This is a genomic window from Niabella beijingensis, assembly GCF_020034665.1.
GTDB lineage: Bacteria > Bacteroidota > Bacteroidia > Chitinophagales > Chitinophagaceae > Niabella > Niabella beijingensis.
The window spans coordinates 956,461-971,728 of sequence record NZ_JAIQDI010000001.1; the positions used below are offsets into that span (position 1 = coordinate 956,461).

Below are 15,268 nucleotides of genomic sequence, written 5' to 3' on the forward strand. Positions count from 1 at the left end.
GGCAGGAGATTTTTCCGCTACGCTCCGGTCGAAATGACGGCATAATAATTATCTCACTCCGCATTGAAAGATTTATTTAACTTATCATCCGTCCGGAACGGCAATGCCGGCAAGCCATCCTTGTTGTACAATGCAGGTGGGGCATCCTCCCGCCAGGCATAACGCACGGCCTGCGGCGCTGTTACTCCTGCTGCATGCACCCAAACCTTATTATCTTTAATGAGGGCAGCTGCTTTTGTATACACTCCTTTTTCATTCTCCACTTCAAAGCCCTGCAATGTCGTTCCATCTTTGCTCATCAGCCCTTTTCCCTTATGGTCAAAATCGATCACAAATGTATTTCCTTTTTTTACAGCGCTTTTAAATACCGGGCCCATTGCGGCCGCTGTGCTCACTTTATAGGTGGCACTGAGCGCCGCGCCTGCCAGTCGTTTTCCCAGGTCCCATTTGTTTACCGGGTGCAGGTCAGCCGGATCATCGTTAAGGTCCAGGGTACTGATCATGGCCGTATGGGGCATCTTTAATACTGCTGCCTGTGCCTCCCAGAACTCCGGCTCGCTGTACACGGTGTAAGGCCGGTCAGTGGCTTTGGAATAATAATAGGGTGCGATCTGCACATAGTAAAAAGGCAGCTGCTCATTGTTCCACTGTTTACGCCAGTAGTTGATCAGCGCCTTCATTTTATAGCTGTATTGCAGCCGCTCATTTAAAAAACAGTTGGACTCTCCCTGGTACCATAAAAACCCCTTCAGGGCAAACGGTATCAATGGCTCAATCATCGTAGTATAGAACTTACCGGGGTCGCCATCTATTTTGTGCGTGCTGTCTTTTTGTTCCCGGAAAAACTCCAGTGCGGTAAAAGCCTCCCGCGGCATCCAGGGTTCAATGCGGCTACCGGGTATAGCCGCTGAGATCACGCCTACTGGTACTTTCAGCTTTGCCTGTAATTCCTTTGCAAAAAAATAACCGGCTGCCGAAAAGCTGCGCAGCGCCGTTCCTTCCGCCACATTCCATCCGGAGTGGGTGGCATCGGGTGTCATTTTCTTACGCTCGGCTAAAAAGATGCGGATACGGGTATTATGTGCCGTTTCCAGTTCGTCAACCGGCCAGTCTGCGCCCGGCGGCGGTTGCAGCTTACCGATCTTCCGCATGGCAAACTCCATATTCGATTGTCCCGAGCAAAGCCATACCTCCCCTACCAGGATGTTTTGCAATCTTATTGTTTCATTACCTGACCGGATGTCGAGAACAGCCGGTTCAAAAGATGCGTTCTCCGGCTTCAGCACAATCTTCCAGCTTCCGGAGGCATCGGCCCTGGTTTCCTGTTGCTGTTTTTTAAACCGTACGGCTACAACTCCGCCTGCTTTAGCCTGCCCCCATACCGGCAATGGCTGTCCCTGCTGCAATACCATATTATGCCCGATGATCTTTGCAACGGTCAATTGTGCATTCAGCTTTGTCAGCAGCACTGTCATCAATATTATCGTCAGCCCGTATCTCATTATAATATTCCTGTGATTTTTGTCAGCCGCTTTGTTCGTTGTACCAGTTTGCCATCTGCCCAAACAGATAAGCCTTTCCCTTTATCGTATTTTTTTCCGGTCTTATCCCAGATGATCGTAATGATCTTTCCGTGATACAATACATTGTCCAGGGCAAACCAATCCCATTCGCCTGCGGGAAGCAGCGGATTCACTTCGATCCGGTTATCCGCCCGGGGGCGTAATCCTGCCAGCCCGGTGATCACCAGGTCGTTAAAGGTGGAATGATTATAATACCGCCCACGCTCATCGGCGGTCAGCCATTTGCCGGTTTTCTCATCCATGTACTCGCCGATATAAGGTTGACCATTCGCGTATTGGGAAAGGGCATATTTCCGCAGCTGCTGATAGTAATCCTTTTTGCTGACAACCTTTTGCTGATAATGGTTCAGCAGGTTGGCCATGGCCGTTAATGTTTGTGCCGTGGCGAAGGGCCATACGGCGCCGTCCCACTCGCATTTGCAACAACCGTGGGTACGGAACCCGGGGTGACTGCGATCGGCTGTGGTGATGCCCGCCGGTGCATTAAAATGGGCCACATCCATCAACCGGCTCCAGGCCCTGCTGTATTGCGCATCCGGCAGATTAAAATACCAGGGAATAAACCCGATCTCCTCCATTACGTTCGCCAGTGTATCAGCCGGTTGTTTCCGTACTTCAAAAAACTGTGCCTTATCATTCCACAGTTCCCGCTGCACCAGTTGCTTTAAGGTATCAGCCTTGGCTTCGTACAACTGTCGCGCAACATTATCACCCGTTAGCGCTGCAATACCGGATAAGGCCTTTGCATTCCCATACATATATCCATTAATGGAGGGACGCGGATTCTTTTCCTTACGTCCGCCGCTGATGGTCTCCTCCATGGCGTCCCGCACATCATATTGCCAGAACAGGCCGCCGGGGTATCGCTTCTCGGCTTCCCAGGCCTCGTAATCGGCCCGCAGGTCCGGGAACATCTTTTTTATAAAGGCCGCATCTCCGTTTACCAGGTACCTATTGTATAGCGCGTCTGTGTTCCAGCTGCTGTAAAACCGCAGTTTCTTTAAGGGCTTACCATCGTTACCACGATACCAGGTTAGTACATCCTCATCCAGGTAGCGCTGGTCATGCAGCCAGCGGCTTTCATAAATATGATGCCCCAATGCACTGCTGATGAGATTGTATTTATCCGCATACGACCGCTGGATCAGAAATTCGGTAAAGGCAAAGCCCTGCGGGGTTTGTTTAATGTGCTTGCGAAGGGTCCACCAACGAAAATAATAGATCTCCTCCAATTTTTTATCCGGGCACTCAAACAGGGGAATATTTTGCTGCATCCAGTTCCAGGAGTCTGTATTGGGTATGGCCTGTATCACCGGTTCCTGCTCCATAGCGTTAAAATGATCCACGTAGTGTTTAAAGGCTGCCGGTTGCAACACCTGCGCCTGGGCTGCAGCCGCTGCCATCAGCAAAAAGAAAATACCATTGAAAATTTTTATACGCATGTACTGCTATTGCTTTGCTGTTCTGAAATACCCAACCCTGTAAACGGCTTTCTTATCTTTTTCCCCAGCCCCGGGCAGATCGTACTCCTGATCAGTGGGCGTATCTGCATCAGGAAATCTTCGCACCGGTCCTGTTCTGAAGGTAACGTGATGGATCTTATGCACCGGCGCAAAGAAAATACCGTTCACCGGTTTACCTCCATTGACCGAAACGGTATAAAACCGCTTTTCCGCATCCAGTTCAATCACAAAATCATATGTCTTTCCGGCTTCGTAGGTTGCCAGCCCCCGGTCCCGGTAACCCGCCTTTGTAATGATGGCTTCGGTTGAATCAAAGGAGATCCGCACAGCAGCCGTATTTTTTGCATCCTGCAATTCAATATCCAGCCGGCCATTTGTTGTTTGCCCCGGCGTTACACTAAACTCCAATTTCATTTTTGCAGCTTCCGGCACTACCCGTTCGGCTTTCGCTACATCAAACGGATCATAATCCGTAAGTGCCAATACTTTTTTGCCATTCAGCATTTCGATGGCAACTGGCGCCCATAGCGGGCTGTACACATTCCAGCGCTGCAATTCTTCGCCCGGCTTCAATGCATCAAAATCGTCCGCCACATCAGCTGTCACTTCACTTGTTACCGGAACCGGGATCTTTGCCACCCAGATATCTTCTTTATTCATGCTATAGCTCACCCATATACGATCTTCCGGAGCTTTGCCGTTTATTTCCTGTATGCCCCGTACATATTGCGGTCCATAGCTTTTATAGGCTCCGCCATACCGGAGCGATGTGATCTCACCATTCACCAGCAGCAGGTTCTTATAATGCAGGCCATCATCACTCACCGATAACGCCAGGGGCCATCGAAATTCCGAAGGATTGTATACGGTTATGTATTTACCATCACCTGTTCTTTGTCCCCAGATCTTTGCATTGGCATTTACAAATCCGGGCGCGCGGGTAGGCATGTATTCCCAGCTTTTGCCTTCATTGCTGCTGACGCTGGTCAATGCATACTTCCAAAGTCCTACTACACGTCCGTCCGGCAGATGGTAGTAATTAAAGGCTTTATAATCTTTTTTCAGCGGGATCAGCGGATCGTTACGGTCGGCTTCCTCCACCATCTGCTGCATCAGCAGCGGTGTAGCCAGGATCTCTTCACAAGCCGCGATCAATCCCTTGTCCTTTGCCTTTTTATAAAACGGGAAATTGGTGTTCTTTTCGCTGAAACGGTGGTTGTATCGCAGAAAATAGATGGGACCAAAGCTGCCATCCTTCTTTATTTCCCGGATCACCCGCCCCACACCATTGCCATCGTTGGGGTCATCTTTTGGCCCCAGGGCGATCCCGTAAAAGCCGAGTGCAAACAACCGTTGTTCTTTGGAAACATAAAAGCCGATCCGCTGGTGCATTACGGCAAACCTGTTGTGTGCCACTTCGGTACGACCTTCCTTTACAAAGCCTTCGGGCAGCTTGTATTCCGGGAAAAGCGTTACCGGAGCCGACCACTGATAACCATCTTTTGAGGTAACCAGGAAGGTAGCTCCCGGAGCCACATGTTCCCCCACCGGATCGCTTAAAAAATGAAGATAGAAGGTGTTGTTCCAGCTCACCAGCATGGGCTGGTGATTGTAGGTCCAGTTCATGCCGCCCGCCCACTCCGGGTGCTGCCGGTTGGCGCGGAACACCTGGATATTGTGCACCCCCACGGCCGGTGTTAATTGCCCGTGGTGATAATCCACATTGGATAAGGTTTTGCCCGTATAGCGGATGGTGTCCTGCTGTGCGTGCAGGATGCATCCGGCTAAAACTAAAAATGCTGTTATATAATGTTTCAATTGCATGCTGTTTTCCCAGGGTTTCAACCCCGGGCTATATGTTTTCATTTTTTAAATTGTTTAACCAATCGCCGCACTACCTTTTTCTTCACCGGCACAATTGTGCCATGTTTATGCCCCTCCGGCACCATAACCTGGCCGGTTACGTCCTCAAAATGATGAAAGTCCTTTGTTGCTTTTACCTCGTAGATCTTTTTACGATACGAATCATAATAGATCAGCCACCGGTCCTTTACTTTCACCACCGAAGGTCCCTCGGTAAAATTGCTGGAGAACGGCTTGGATACATTTTGCCAGGGTCCTTCCGCTGTATTTGAAAAAGCTACCTTCAGGTTCCGTTCCGGCCTTGTATTGTCCTTTAACACCAGTACATAATCCTTTTTCAGTTTTTTAACGATCACAGCATCGATCACGCTAAAACCCGGATCCAGGAATAGTTTTGATGGGGTGAATGTTTTAAAATCCGTTGTGGTGGTCATATACATCCGGTGGTTATTGCTATCCTCCTCTGCTCCTCTCTCAAAACGACCGGGAATGGTGCTGGCCCAGATGATCTTATAATCTTTTGCGGCATCGTCATAAAACAATTCCGGCGCCCATACGTTCACGGTTGCGGGTTCCTGTTCCATCACCGGTATGAATTGCTGCGGGCTCCAGTGCACCAGGTCTTTGGAGGAAGCATACCCAAATCCTTTATCGCCCCGCCAGCTGCTGGTCCATACCAGGTGAAAGACGCCATCCGGTCCCTGCACCATTGATGGATCGCGCATGACTTTTTGCTGCCCTACTGCCGGCTTTAGAAAAACCGTATCAAAATCGGTCCAATGATAGCCATCGTAACTGTACAGCATACGCAGACCGGCATCCGCAGGCTCATGAAAGGACGTGAAGAGGTAGACCCTATTGGAACAAGCGCTTAGAATGATCGGAATAACAAGTATGTTTACGATTCTTTTCAATGTTGTTACTTTATTGTTCGCCGCCCCGGGTTTAAAAATAGACACACCAACCGAACGTCATGCTGAGCGCAGCCGAGGCATCTCCTAAATCCTGAAAGACTTTTCGACTTCGCTACGCTGCGCTCAAGGTGACGATTGCATGATTCTTACTCCTCCAATACCAGCACCCGGTCTGTACCTTCTGCATCTGTCTTCGCCCGGGGGGGAGCAAATGATGCCACACCGGCCGTCCGGCTTAATTTAACCGGTGTATATTTTCCGTTTGCCGGGCAAAACCATTTTGCCTGCGCCGGTTTAAAACCCAGTTTTGAAAGATCTATCTTAAACGGTTTTCCGCTGTAGGTATATACCATCGCATACCCCTTTCCTTTTGTAGCCAGCAAACGATCATAACGCGTTCCCTTATTATCAACAAGTATCTCCTGCGCCGGCATGCGGCTGTTATAATCATGTGCCAATAGTAGTGCTTTAACAAATTGCATCTGTTCTGCGCCCGGGGCGTGCACGGCCTGTATCCAATCTTGGGTTACTCCGTAGTTGGCGCCTTTAAATCCTCTTGCGTTAAACTGCATTACCGCATTCTCGCCATAAGTAAAGCCCGCGCCACCAGCAAACACACTCCAATAGGCATATCTTCTCAAATCGGCGGCCTTCCACCTGGGTTGTAAGCTGTCGTGCAATCCGTGCGGAATATTTTCATAAGAAGGTTCGCCATCCAGTGTGGGCTTTACCGGCTTCAGCCGGTAATCTACATTAACGTATTTCCAGTTATCCTCTCCAAAATGATTCTTTTCGCTCACACTGGTATCCTGTGCATAGGTACGGTGGCCGCTTTGAAACATATTAAAATCCAGCCATGCTGCCTGGTGAAACCAGTCGGAAGAAGAATAACGCCCCCGGGGATGAAAGGTCATCAGATGGTTGGGATCCTTTTTTTTAATAGTTGATCCGATCGTATTCCATACATCCAGACCATCGGTACCTTTTATATCACCACCATTCAGCCAGATAATATTGGACTGATCTTTATACCGCTCCGCCAGGAATGTTGCAAAAACAGCCGCCTGTGCCGGGTTAACACTCTCCTCTTTTACATTGCTGCCCCAAACCGGTACCAGCGCCATATAGATGCCTCTTTTTGCCGCTTCACGGATCACAAAGTCCACATGATCCCAAAAATCATAGGCCACAGAGTCGGCAGGATCTGCTCCCGGTGTGGTAACGGGTTTAGACACATCGTCATTTTCGATCGCCAGGTCTCCGTAAACATTCCGTGCATTTTTTACATCGTGCAATACCATTACCTGGATCACGTTAAAGCCCTGTGCTTTGCGTGTTTCAAGATACTGAACCGCTTCTTCCCGGGTCAACCGTACAAATAATAACCAGCCGGTATCTCCCAGCCAGAAAAACGGCTTACCGTCTGCGGTTTGAAAAAAGCGATGGTTTTCTGAGATCTTTAACAGAGATAATTCCTGCGCCTGTACACCAAAGCCGGGGCCCGGTATACTGAGGAAAAGAATAAGGATGTAAAATAGTCTGCTCATAACAACGGGCGTCAGATGATGCCGCCTGTTAAACTTCGCAATCAAAAAATGACAAGCATCTATGGTGCTTAACAGCGACCTAATAAAGATAGACCGGATACCGGATAAAACCGGTCTGCCGGTAAATATTTCCAGTAGTTTAGAAAGATATTCCATCCGGTAAGTACACCATATAATAAAGCCGTTTCCCGGGCCACATTGTACAGTACTATGGAGAGGAGGCTGCCCTTCCTTTTAACTGGCCACCCACATGCGTAACCTCCCTTACATCCACCAAATGCGCGGCTTCCACCAGTTTGGCCAACCTGCTATACACTTTTAGCGGTGCAACGGGAGTAAAAGCATCATCACGGCAAAGAGCGGCCTCCACTACCTGCTCCCAGCATTGTACCCAATCTTTTACCGGAAGGTGATTGAAAAACTGCTGAAAGGCCCGGTATGGGTTGCAGTATTCTTTTTTTGACAGGTGGCGCGGAAACTCCATCCATGCATCTGCCGTAACATAATGGCTGCGGTAGTTCTTTGTATTGAGCAGATCGCCCTCATTTATAATAACAGGGCTGCATTCTGTATGTTTTAAAACATTTGCAGCTTTTATAAGCGAGCGGATCATTTTCATATATAATAATACATCCGCCGGAGATTGGCGTTTATATACGCCTCCTCCACCGGCATGATGTACCAGCTTTTTAACCAGCTTGCGAAAGTCATGTACATGCGCTTCAAAGAACAAACAGGCAAGCACCTGGTAAGGGTCTGTAATAGTTTCGCTTAACCAGCAACGGGTATTAAACGGATCTTTAGTGTGTTTGTTTTTCATGGCCTTTTTTGTTTTAGGGTGAGGCATTATTTGTCATTCCGACCGGAACAAAGTGGAGCGAAGGAATCTCCGCAATACAGGCAGTAGCAATAGCTGAAAGCACCTTGGGCTCCATTGCATTCCGCTCAGGGTGACGATACAGCTTCTTGCACCGGCATGGTACCGGGAAAGGCGGTCATAATTTCCCCGCCGGTGGTGGCTATAACCGTAATGGTGGTTACGGTATTGCCAGCCGAATCATAACCTACGGGCACGCCCGCCTCCCATACCCGTTGCAGGTGTTGGCTGCGCGGCACCGGTTCCGGTGGCTGATGACATGCATCTCTAATGCAGGCCACAATCTGCGGTACGGCTATAGTAAATTTGCCGGTAAGGGGGTGGCGGGGCACTTTATAATAATGGCGTTCTAAAATATGCGCCAGTGCTTTGGCACTCAGGTACCAGCCCTGGCGCAGCAGCTTTTTACGGTTTTTTACCGGCAGCTGCCAAATAAGCCCCTCCTGTAATTGTTGCAGCCAGGTTTGTGTATCTGCCAGCAGAAAAAGGGCTTGCAGCCACTGCGCTTCATTAAAACTGGTGTTGGTGTTTTGTGGGTGTGTAGCAACGGCGTTATCCATAACAAAAATTTTTAGGCTGGCGCCCGCACAAAAAAGGCGTGGCGCTCAACTTATCGACTTGAGGTACTGGCATACCCTGAAACGAATAAGAGAGCCCACGCCTAGGTCGTGAGCTATTCTACTTATTATCTCGTTTCATTTAAAAATTACCAGTTTTCAAGTCGAGACTCAAAGCGAATGCTTTAAATTATTATAATCAACTCTGTCGTTATATCTAAATACTTAAAATATTGATGTTTTTAGATCTTCAAAACAAATTTAATTAAAAAAACAATTGCACATACATGTGTGTGCATGTTTTTTTTGTTCTTTTATTACTTCGGATACGTGAATGAGCAGGAACATATATCACCCATTGAGCAATATGTCATTGACTATGTAAGAGATTTAAGAAAAGCGAAGAATCTTTCACAGGAAGATATTGGCAATATCATTGGCAAATCCAAGTCCTTCATAGGAAACATAGAAAGTCTTAATAACCGAGCAAAATATAATCTCACGCATATTAATTTGCTGGCCGATCATTTTAATCTCTCCCCCAAAGATTTCCTCCCTGAAAAAGTTATTCTAAAAAGAGATAAAAAGAAAAAAACCAATTAAAATTCAGTATATCTTGTCCACTTCACATAATCAATATCGGAATGACGAATTACTAACAGGCATAGCTATTGTAGCAAAGCAACTTCGGGAGAAGCTTGAGCTTAGTCAGGAGGAGGTTGTCAATGATATAAAAATCAGAACAGATATCGCCATTCATATAGGCCGAATAGAAACCGCTGTTGGAAATATTTCCATCAGCAACTTAAGCCTGCTTTGCGAATACTACAATATTCCTCTTTCAAAACTTATGACAAAGGCTGAAGAGATTATAAAAAAGGCAAGAAAATAGCATTATTAAAATCATCTACCCACCCCACAAAGGCGAATGCTTCAACTAATCCTATGAAGGAACTAAAATTTGTTATAAACCAATATATAATTGATCATTGGTTCCGGGATTATAAATATCCGAATGGCAAATACAAATACACGGAGTTTGCTAAGGATCATTATATTGAAGAAAAACTTGCCAGAAAAATTGTTGGCCATCAAGGCTATGCAATGACGATTGAAACTCTTGAAAAAATTTGCAATGCAAGAGACTTAACGCTCGAAGAGTTTTTTAAATTAATTAAAAGGTAAAGCACTCGCTATTCTTCATTAAGTGACCAGAGGACTCGTGAGACAGGTAGGTACCAGCTATGGGTCGTACCTATGGCACTCCTGCGCTCTGTAGCATGTTATAACTCCCGGAATAAATTCCGGAATTGTAAGAATATCCAGGCCGATGGCCTTTACTGAATCCATGCCCCTGGTCAGAAAAAACTGAATGATGTTTTGCGGGGACGGGGCGACTTAGGTGACAAGTAGGTACCAGTTATGGGTCGTGCCTACGGCACTCCTGCGCTCCACAGCATGTGATGGCTCCCGGAATAAATTCCGGAGTTGTTTGAAGGCCCAGGCCGATGGCCTTTACCGAATCCATACCCCTGGCCAGGAAAAACTGAATGATGTTTTGCGGGGACGGGGCGACTTAGGTGACAAGCAGGTACCAGTTATGGGTCGTGCCTACGGCACTCCTGCTTTCCATAGCATGTGATAGCTCCCGGAATAATCCGAACGTTCGGATCCGGAGTTGTAAGAATGCCCGGGCCGATGGCCTTTACTGAATGCATATCCCTTGCCAGGAAAAACTGAATGGTGTTTTGTGGGGACGGGGGCGACTTGGGTGACAAGTGAGGGGAAGAGGCAGCGCCTCGTCTGAATTGGTTAACAACAAACTTCAGTTTGTTGATCAGCGCCACCCACAAAAAGCCGAGAGCCGTAGGCTCGGATCATAAACTGCCAGGGCTGTGACCGGGCAGACTCGTGGGACAAGGTACCAGCTATGGGTCGTACCTATGGCACTCCTGCGCTCTGTAGCATATTATAACTCCCGGAATAATCCGAACGTTCGGATCCGGAGTTGTAAGAATACCCAGGCCGATGGCCTTTACTGAATCCATGCCCCTCGCCAGGAAAAACTGAATGGTGTTTTGTGGGGACGGGGGCGACTTAGGTGACAAGTGAGGGGAAGAGGCAGCGCCTCGTCTGAATTGGTTAACAACAAACTTCAGTTTGTTGATCAGCGCCACCCACAAAAAGCCGAGAGCCGTAGGCTCGGATCATAAACTGCCAGGGCTGTGACCGGGCAGACTCGTGGGACAAGGTACCAGCTATGGGTCGTACCTATGGCACTCCTGCGCTCTGTAGCATATTATAACTCCCGGAATAATCCGAACGTTCGGATCCGGAGTTGTAAGAATACCCAGGCCGATGGCCTTTACTGAATCCATGCCCCTCGCCAGGAAAAACTGAATGGTGTTTTGTGGGGACGGGGGCGACTTAGGTGACAAGTGAGGGGAAGAGGCAGCGCCTCGTCTGAATTGGTCAACAACAAACTTCAGTTTGTTGATCAGCGCCGCCCACAAAAAGCTGAGAGCCGTAGGCTCGGATCATAAACTGCCAGGGCTGTAACCGGGCAGACTCGAGGGACAAGGTGTCAACTATGGATCGTGCCTATGGCACTCCTGCGCTCTGTAGCATGTTATAACTCCCGGAATAATCCGAACGTTCGGATCCGGAGTTGTAAGAACGCCCAGGCCGATGGCCTTTACCGAATCCATGCCCCTGGCCAGGAAAAACGGAATGGTGTTTTGTGGGGACGAGGCGACTTAGGTGACAAGTGAGGGGAAGAGGCAGCGCCTCGTCTGAATTGGTCAACAACAAACTTCAGTTTGTTGATCAGCGCCGCCCACAAAAAGCTGAGAGCCGTAGGCTCGGATCATAAACTGCCAGGGCTGTGACCGGGCAGACTCGTGGGACAAGGTACCAGCTATGGGTCGTACCTATGGCACTCCTGCGCTCCACAGCATATGATGGCTCCCGGAATAAATTCCGGAGTTGTAAGAACGCCCAAGCCGATGGCCTTCACTGAATCCATGCTCTGGCCAGGAAAAGCTGAATGATGTTTTGTGGGGACGGGGTGACTTAGGTGACAAGTGAGGGGAAGAGGCTGCGCCTCGTCTGAATTGGTCAACAACAAACTTCAGTTTGTTGATCAGCACCACCCACAAAAAGCCGGGAGCCATAGGCTCGGAGCATAAAAGCTGCCCTATATCGGGGTGCCGAAGTGTGCGACGCAAGACTGATGCCATGAGCACCACAGCCGGGACAATAAAAAACCTACCACATGCTCTAATAGATACTTTGTCCTGATCACCTGCTGATCCACAGCAGCGCTGCGCCTTCCGGAAGCTCAAACGATTGGGTGGTTCCGCTTGCAGTGAAAGATTCCGTTTTTATGACCTGCCCGGTCTTTGCACTGATGTAATGAAGTGTTACGTTGCCGGTGAAGCCCTTCAGATCCACCGGAACTTTATTGTGCTGCAAGGCATACACGATCAGGCCATTTGTACCCTGCAAGGAAAACTCCCCGGATGTTGCGGGCCGCATTTCAGTGGCTGCTTTCAGTAACTCCTTATCAACTGTGGAGGGTAATACCGGCAGCGAACCGCCGGCCATCAGCACCGCCCATCCGAATTTATCCGCACCGTCTGCTGAGTACATAATGACCTTATCCGGATACCTTAACCGGTATTCTTTTACCGCGCGGTACACCTGCTCAAAAGAGCTGGCCTTCGGTTTTAGTAAGCGCGCCCACTGACGCGGCGCCAGGTTCTTTCCGCCTTCCGGTGCATACGCCGAACCGTCGGCCTGGTAATGCCAGTATTTTATATCGATCACATCGACCATCGATTCGTACCGGGGATCCTTCAGTATGGCATCCTGCACATCCTTTGTTACACTAAGACCAATCTTGTTCTGATTGTGTTTTTGATCCGGCATTTCCCGAATACAGTCCAGCCAGAATTTTACAAAATGCAACGGGCCGGTAAACTCCTCCCCGATAAACTGTATCACATTGGGGTTTCCGGTAAAGTTCCGGAAGCATTGCTGTATGTAGCGCCTGTGCAGTTCTTTCCGTACCGGGTTCGATACATCATAAAACTGTTCCGCATAAAAAATACGCTTGTCGCCTGCAAAATTTACGGGTTCATTAAAGCCGGTGTTATTGATATTATTGGCCATACGCCAGGGAAAATCGGCATAATGCGCACCGGCTTCAATGATATTGTGCTGGAAATAATTCTGATGCAATAATACCCGGTCGTTCAGTTCTGCCAGGACCGCAAACTGCCGCATGCGGTTCCAATACCAGGAATTATATTTTGTGAGATCATATTTACTCAAGCCATCCCAGGCCGTATCTACCCCGCTTCGTTTGAATGGCAGCTCATAGAACGGAGGCCATACTTCGCCATCCATCCTGCGGATACGCTCATGATCATCCCTGCGCCGCTCGTACCACAGGCCATAGTGCTGGTTCAAACCCACAATATGATTGGCTTTCATCGAATCCACCACGGCTTCGAGGTCATCGGTAAGCCCCGGCCCTACGCGCCCCGGTACAAAACGGGTGATCGCCAGTTTTTTTGTAGCCTGTTCCAGGTCCTTTCCTTCCACGCCGCCCGTCCACCAGGGTACTTCCTGTATGGTTCCCGTAAGCACATGACCGTTCATTCCCACCAGCCAGCCCTTGTTTATATATGCTGCAGGAGGTCCCACCGACCAGCCGCCTGATGAAGCTTTGTCAATAAGCTTGGCACCTTTTGCATCGATCGCGATCGGATTGTGTTTTGACGCCTCCCTGATCCAGTCGATCAGTTGTACTTTTGGTTGTATGGCTTCTTTTGTAAGCGCCTGTGCCACTTCCACAGAAGGGCTGCTGGAAGCCTCCGTACCGATGTTTAAAATAAAGGATTGTTGCGGGCTGGGTTTACCCAGGCGCTGCTGCAACTGCGCGTAATAAAAACTCCTTGGTGTAAGGTGATTATTCGATTCGCCCCAGTAGCCGTCGCCCGCAAACTGGCTCCAGGAGCCCAGCGCCCAGTTCTGCGCTGTTTGTGGCCGGTAACAATCGATGCGTGCCGCCGAACAGTTCCATAACAAACTATTTGCTGCCGCCCATCCCGCACCCTGACCATCCTGGCCACGATTGCCAAAACGGATCGCATTCCCGTCTACCGACACCACATCAAACAAGACCCCGGAAGCCCATTTATCAATTGCCCCGGAAAAATTATAAGGCCGTTCCGACATGCATTGCACAAATGCATTGGGACCCGCTGCGGTATGTCCTACCGAAAAATCATGATATCCATTGGCCGCATAACAGCGTTGGAAGAGCGTTTGCTGACCACGGGTAAAGAAGGTATAACGCCGCTGTCCGCCGATCTCCGAAACCGGCTCTGTAGAAATACAGTCTTCGACCGTAACGCGTCGTGTCGATTCCAGCAGGTGCACCGCAGAACCGGCAAAATGTTTAAAGGACACCTGGCGTACCCAGGCATCTTCCACATTTTCCATGGTAATGGCCATCCAGCGATGGTCTTCATCTTTGGGATTCCTTGTATCAAATTCGGAAACCAGCGACAGGTTCTCGATCCCGACATTAGTGATCCTGCCCGGCCAGGAAACAGCGGTTACCGTACCGCCACCATATTTTGTATCCAGTGAATTAGTGAGTGGCACATCAATGGTAAGCGTATTCCCTTTAACAGCAGTAATCGTTCTTTCGAAAACCAGATCGGCATCTCCGGGCTTCCAGCCCAGGGCGGATAGACCACCGCCAAAGCTGCGCGTGCCCAGCACATCGATCCACTCCGCGGTGGAAGGACGACGGATCTCCACGCGATCGCCGGGTTTCAAACTGTTTCCATCTGCAACCGCAAGTGCCGTGGCATTTACCGGGACATAGTCCTGTGTTACCGCCGCTTCAGCGCCAACGATTTTATCATTTTTGCCTGCCACCCGTATCAGTGCATCACGATTGAATCCGGTTCCTTTCAACACCGTTTCGCCGGCCGCCCCGGTACCGCGCAGCACAATACCGGATTGACGGATGAGCAGCTGCCCTTCTATTGCATACATTCCTTTTTGAAGCAGCACCGCACCGCGGAATCCCTCTTTATCCGGGCGAAGTGTGGCCACATAATCAATAGCAGCCTGAATGAGTGCCGTGGCATCACCCGCTTTAACCGGAACCACGGCCTTAACCGGGACCAAGGGAATAGCCGCTTCTGATGCCTTGTAACCACAATACGAATAATCCGGGATACGGTCACCGGTTACGGAATCGGCATTATAGATCAGCTGGCCTTTTTCAACCGAAACGGGCAATACCGGTTTTGGAGGCTTTGGTTTTTGACCGTTCACGACCGTAACCAGCACACTTAATAAAACGAAGAAAAAAAACTTCATTATTGCAAATTTATCACCGTTCAACAAAGCTAATCAGTTGGGCCGAGAATTGAGCGTTG

Annotated in this window: 11 protein-coding genes; 3 read left to right on the forward strand and 8 right to left on the reverse strand. The window is 49.0% G+C overall.

The window, feature by feature from the left end:
- Positions 1 to 53 precede the first annotated feature (53 nt).
- The 7 genes from K7B07_RS04060 to K7B07_RS04090 form a co-directional block, all read right to left on the reverse strand.
- A complete protein-coding gene (locus tag K7B07_RS04060; RefSeq protein ID WP_223707703.1) occupies positions 54 to 1,502 on the reverse strand; it encodes a sialate O-acetylesterase in 1,449 nt (482 codons plus the stop codon).
- On the reverse strand, positions 1,502 to 3,025 hold the full coding sequence (locus K7B07_RS04065; RefSeq protein ID WP_223707704.1) for an MGH1-like glycoside hydrolase domain-containing protein: 1,524 nt from the start codon (positions 3,023 to 3,025) through the stop codon (positions 1,502 to 1,504). Before K7B07_RS04065 ends, K7B07_RS04060 begins: the two co-directional genes overlap by 1 nt.
- A gap of 6 nt (positions 3,026 to 3,031) precedes the next feature.
- Positions 3,032 to 4,912: an exo-alpha-sialidase gene (locus K7B07_RS04070; protein ID WP_223707705.1), complete on the reverse strand. Its 1,881-nt coding sequence runs from the start codon at positions 4,910 to 4,912 to the stop codon at positions 3,032 to 3,034.
- Positions 4,909 to 5,823, reverse strand: a complete 915-nt coding sequence (locus tag K7B07_RS04075) for a glycoside hydrolase family 43 protein (protein WP_223707706.1) — start codon at positions 5,821 to 5,823, stop codon at positions 4,909 to 4,911. Before K7B07_RS04075 ends, K7B07_RS04070 begins: the two co-directional genes overlap by 4 nt.
- 146 nt (positions 5,824 to 5,969) lie before the next feature.
- Positions 5,970 to 7,370, reverse strand: coding sequence for a glycoside hydrolase family 140 protein (locus K7B07_RS04080; RefSeq protein ID WP_223707707.1), 1,401 nt, complete (start codon positions 7,368 to 7,370; stop codon positions 5,970 to 5,972).
- Between the two features lie 208 nt (positions 7,371 to 7,578).
- Entirely contained in the window at positions 7,579 to 8,190 is a 612-nt protein-coding gene (locus K7B07_RS04085; protein WP_223707708.1) for a hypothetical protein, read from the reverse strand.
- 125 nt (positions 8,191 to 8,315) lie between these two features.
- Entirely contained in the window at positions 8,316 to 8,807 is a 492-nt protein-coding gene (locus K7B07_RS04090) for a hypothetical protein (protein WP_223707709.1), read from the reverse strand.
- Between the two features lie 327 nt (positions 8,808 to 9,134).
- Here K7B07_RS04090 and K7B07_RS04095 point away from each other — a divergent pair, with 327 nt between their 5' ends.
- Genes K7B07_RS04095 through K7B07_RS04105 form a run of 3 tightly spaced genes read left to right on the forward strand, consistent with a single transcriptional unit; the run spans position 9,135 to position 9,989 of the window.
- A complete protein-coding gene (locus K7B07_RS04095; RefSeq protein ID WP_223707710.1) occupies positions 9,135 to 9,407 on the forward strand; it encodes a helix-turn-helix domain-containing protein in 273 nt (90 codons plus the stop codon).
- Positions 9,408 to 9,420: 13 nt separating this feature from the next.
- Positions 9,421 to 9,696: a helix-turn-helix domain-containing protein gene (locus K7B07_RS04100; RefSeq protein ID WP_223707711.1), complete on the forward strand. Its 276-nt coding sequence runs from the start codon at positions 9,421 to 9,423 to the stop codon at positions 9,694 to 9,696.
- Between the two features lie 53 nt (positions 9,697 to 9,749).
- Entirely contained in the window at positions 9,750 to 9,989 is a 240-nt protein-coding gene (locus K7B07_RS04105) for a helix-turn-helix transcriptional regulator (RefSeq protein ID WP_223707712.1), read from the forward strand.
- A 2,115-nt stretch (positions 9,990 to 12,104) separates the two neighbouring features.
- Here K7B07_RS04105 and K7B07_RS04110 read toward each other — a convergent pair.
- Positions 12,105 to 15,209: a DUF6298 domain-containing protein gene (locus K7B07_RS04110; RefSeq protein WP_223707713.1), complete on the reverse strand. Its 3,105-nt coding sequence runs from the start codon at positions 15,207 to 15,209 to the stop codon at positions 12,105 to 12,107.
- Positions 15,210 to 15,268: the final 59 nt, after the last annotated feature.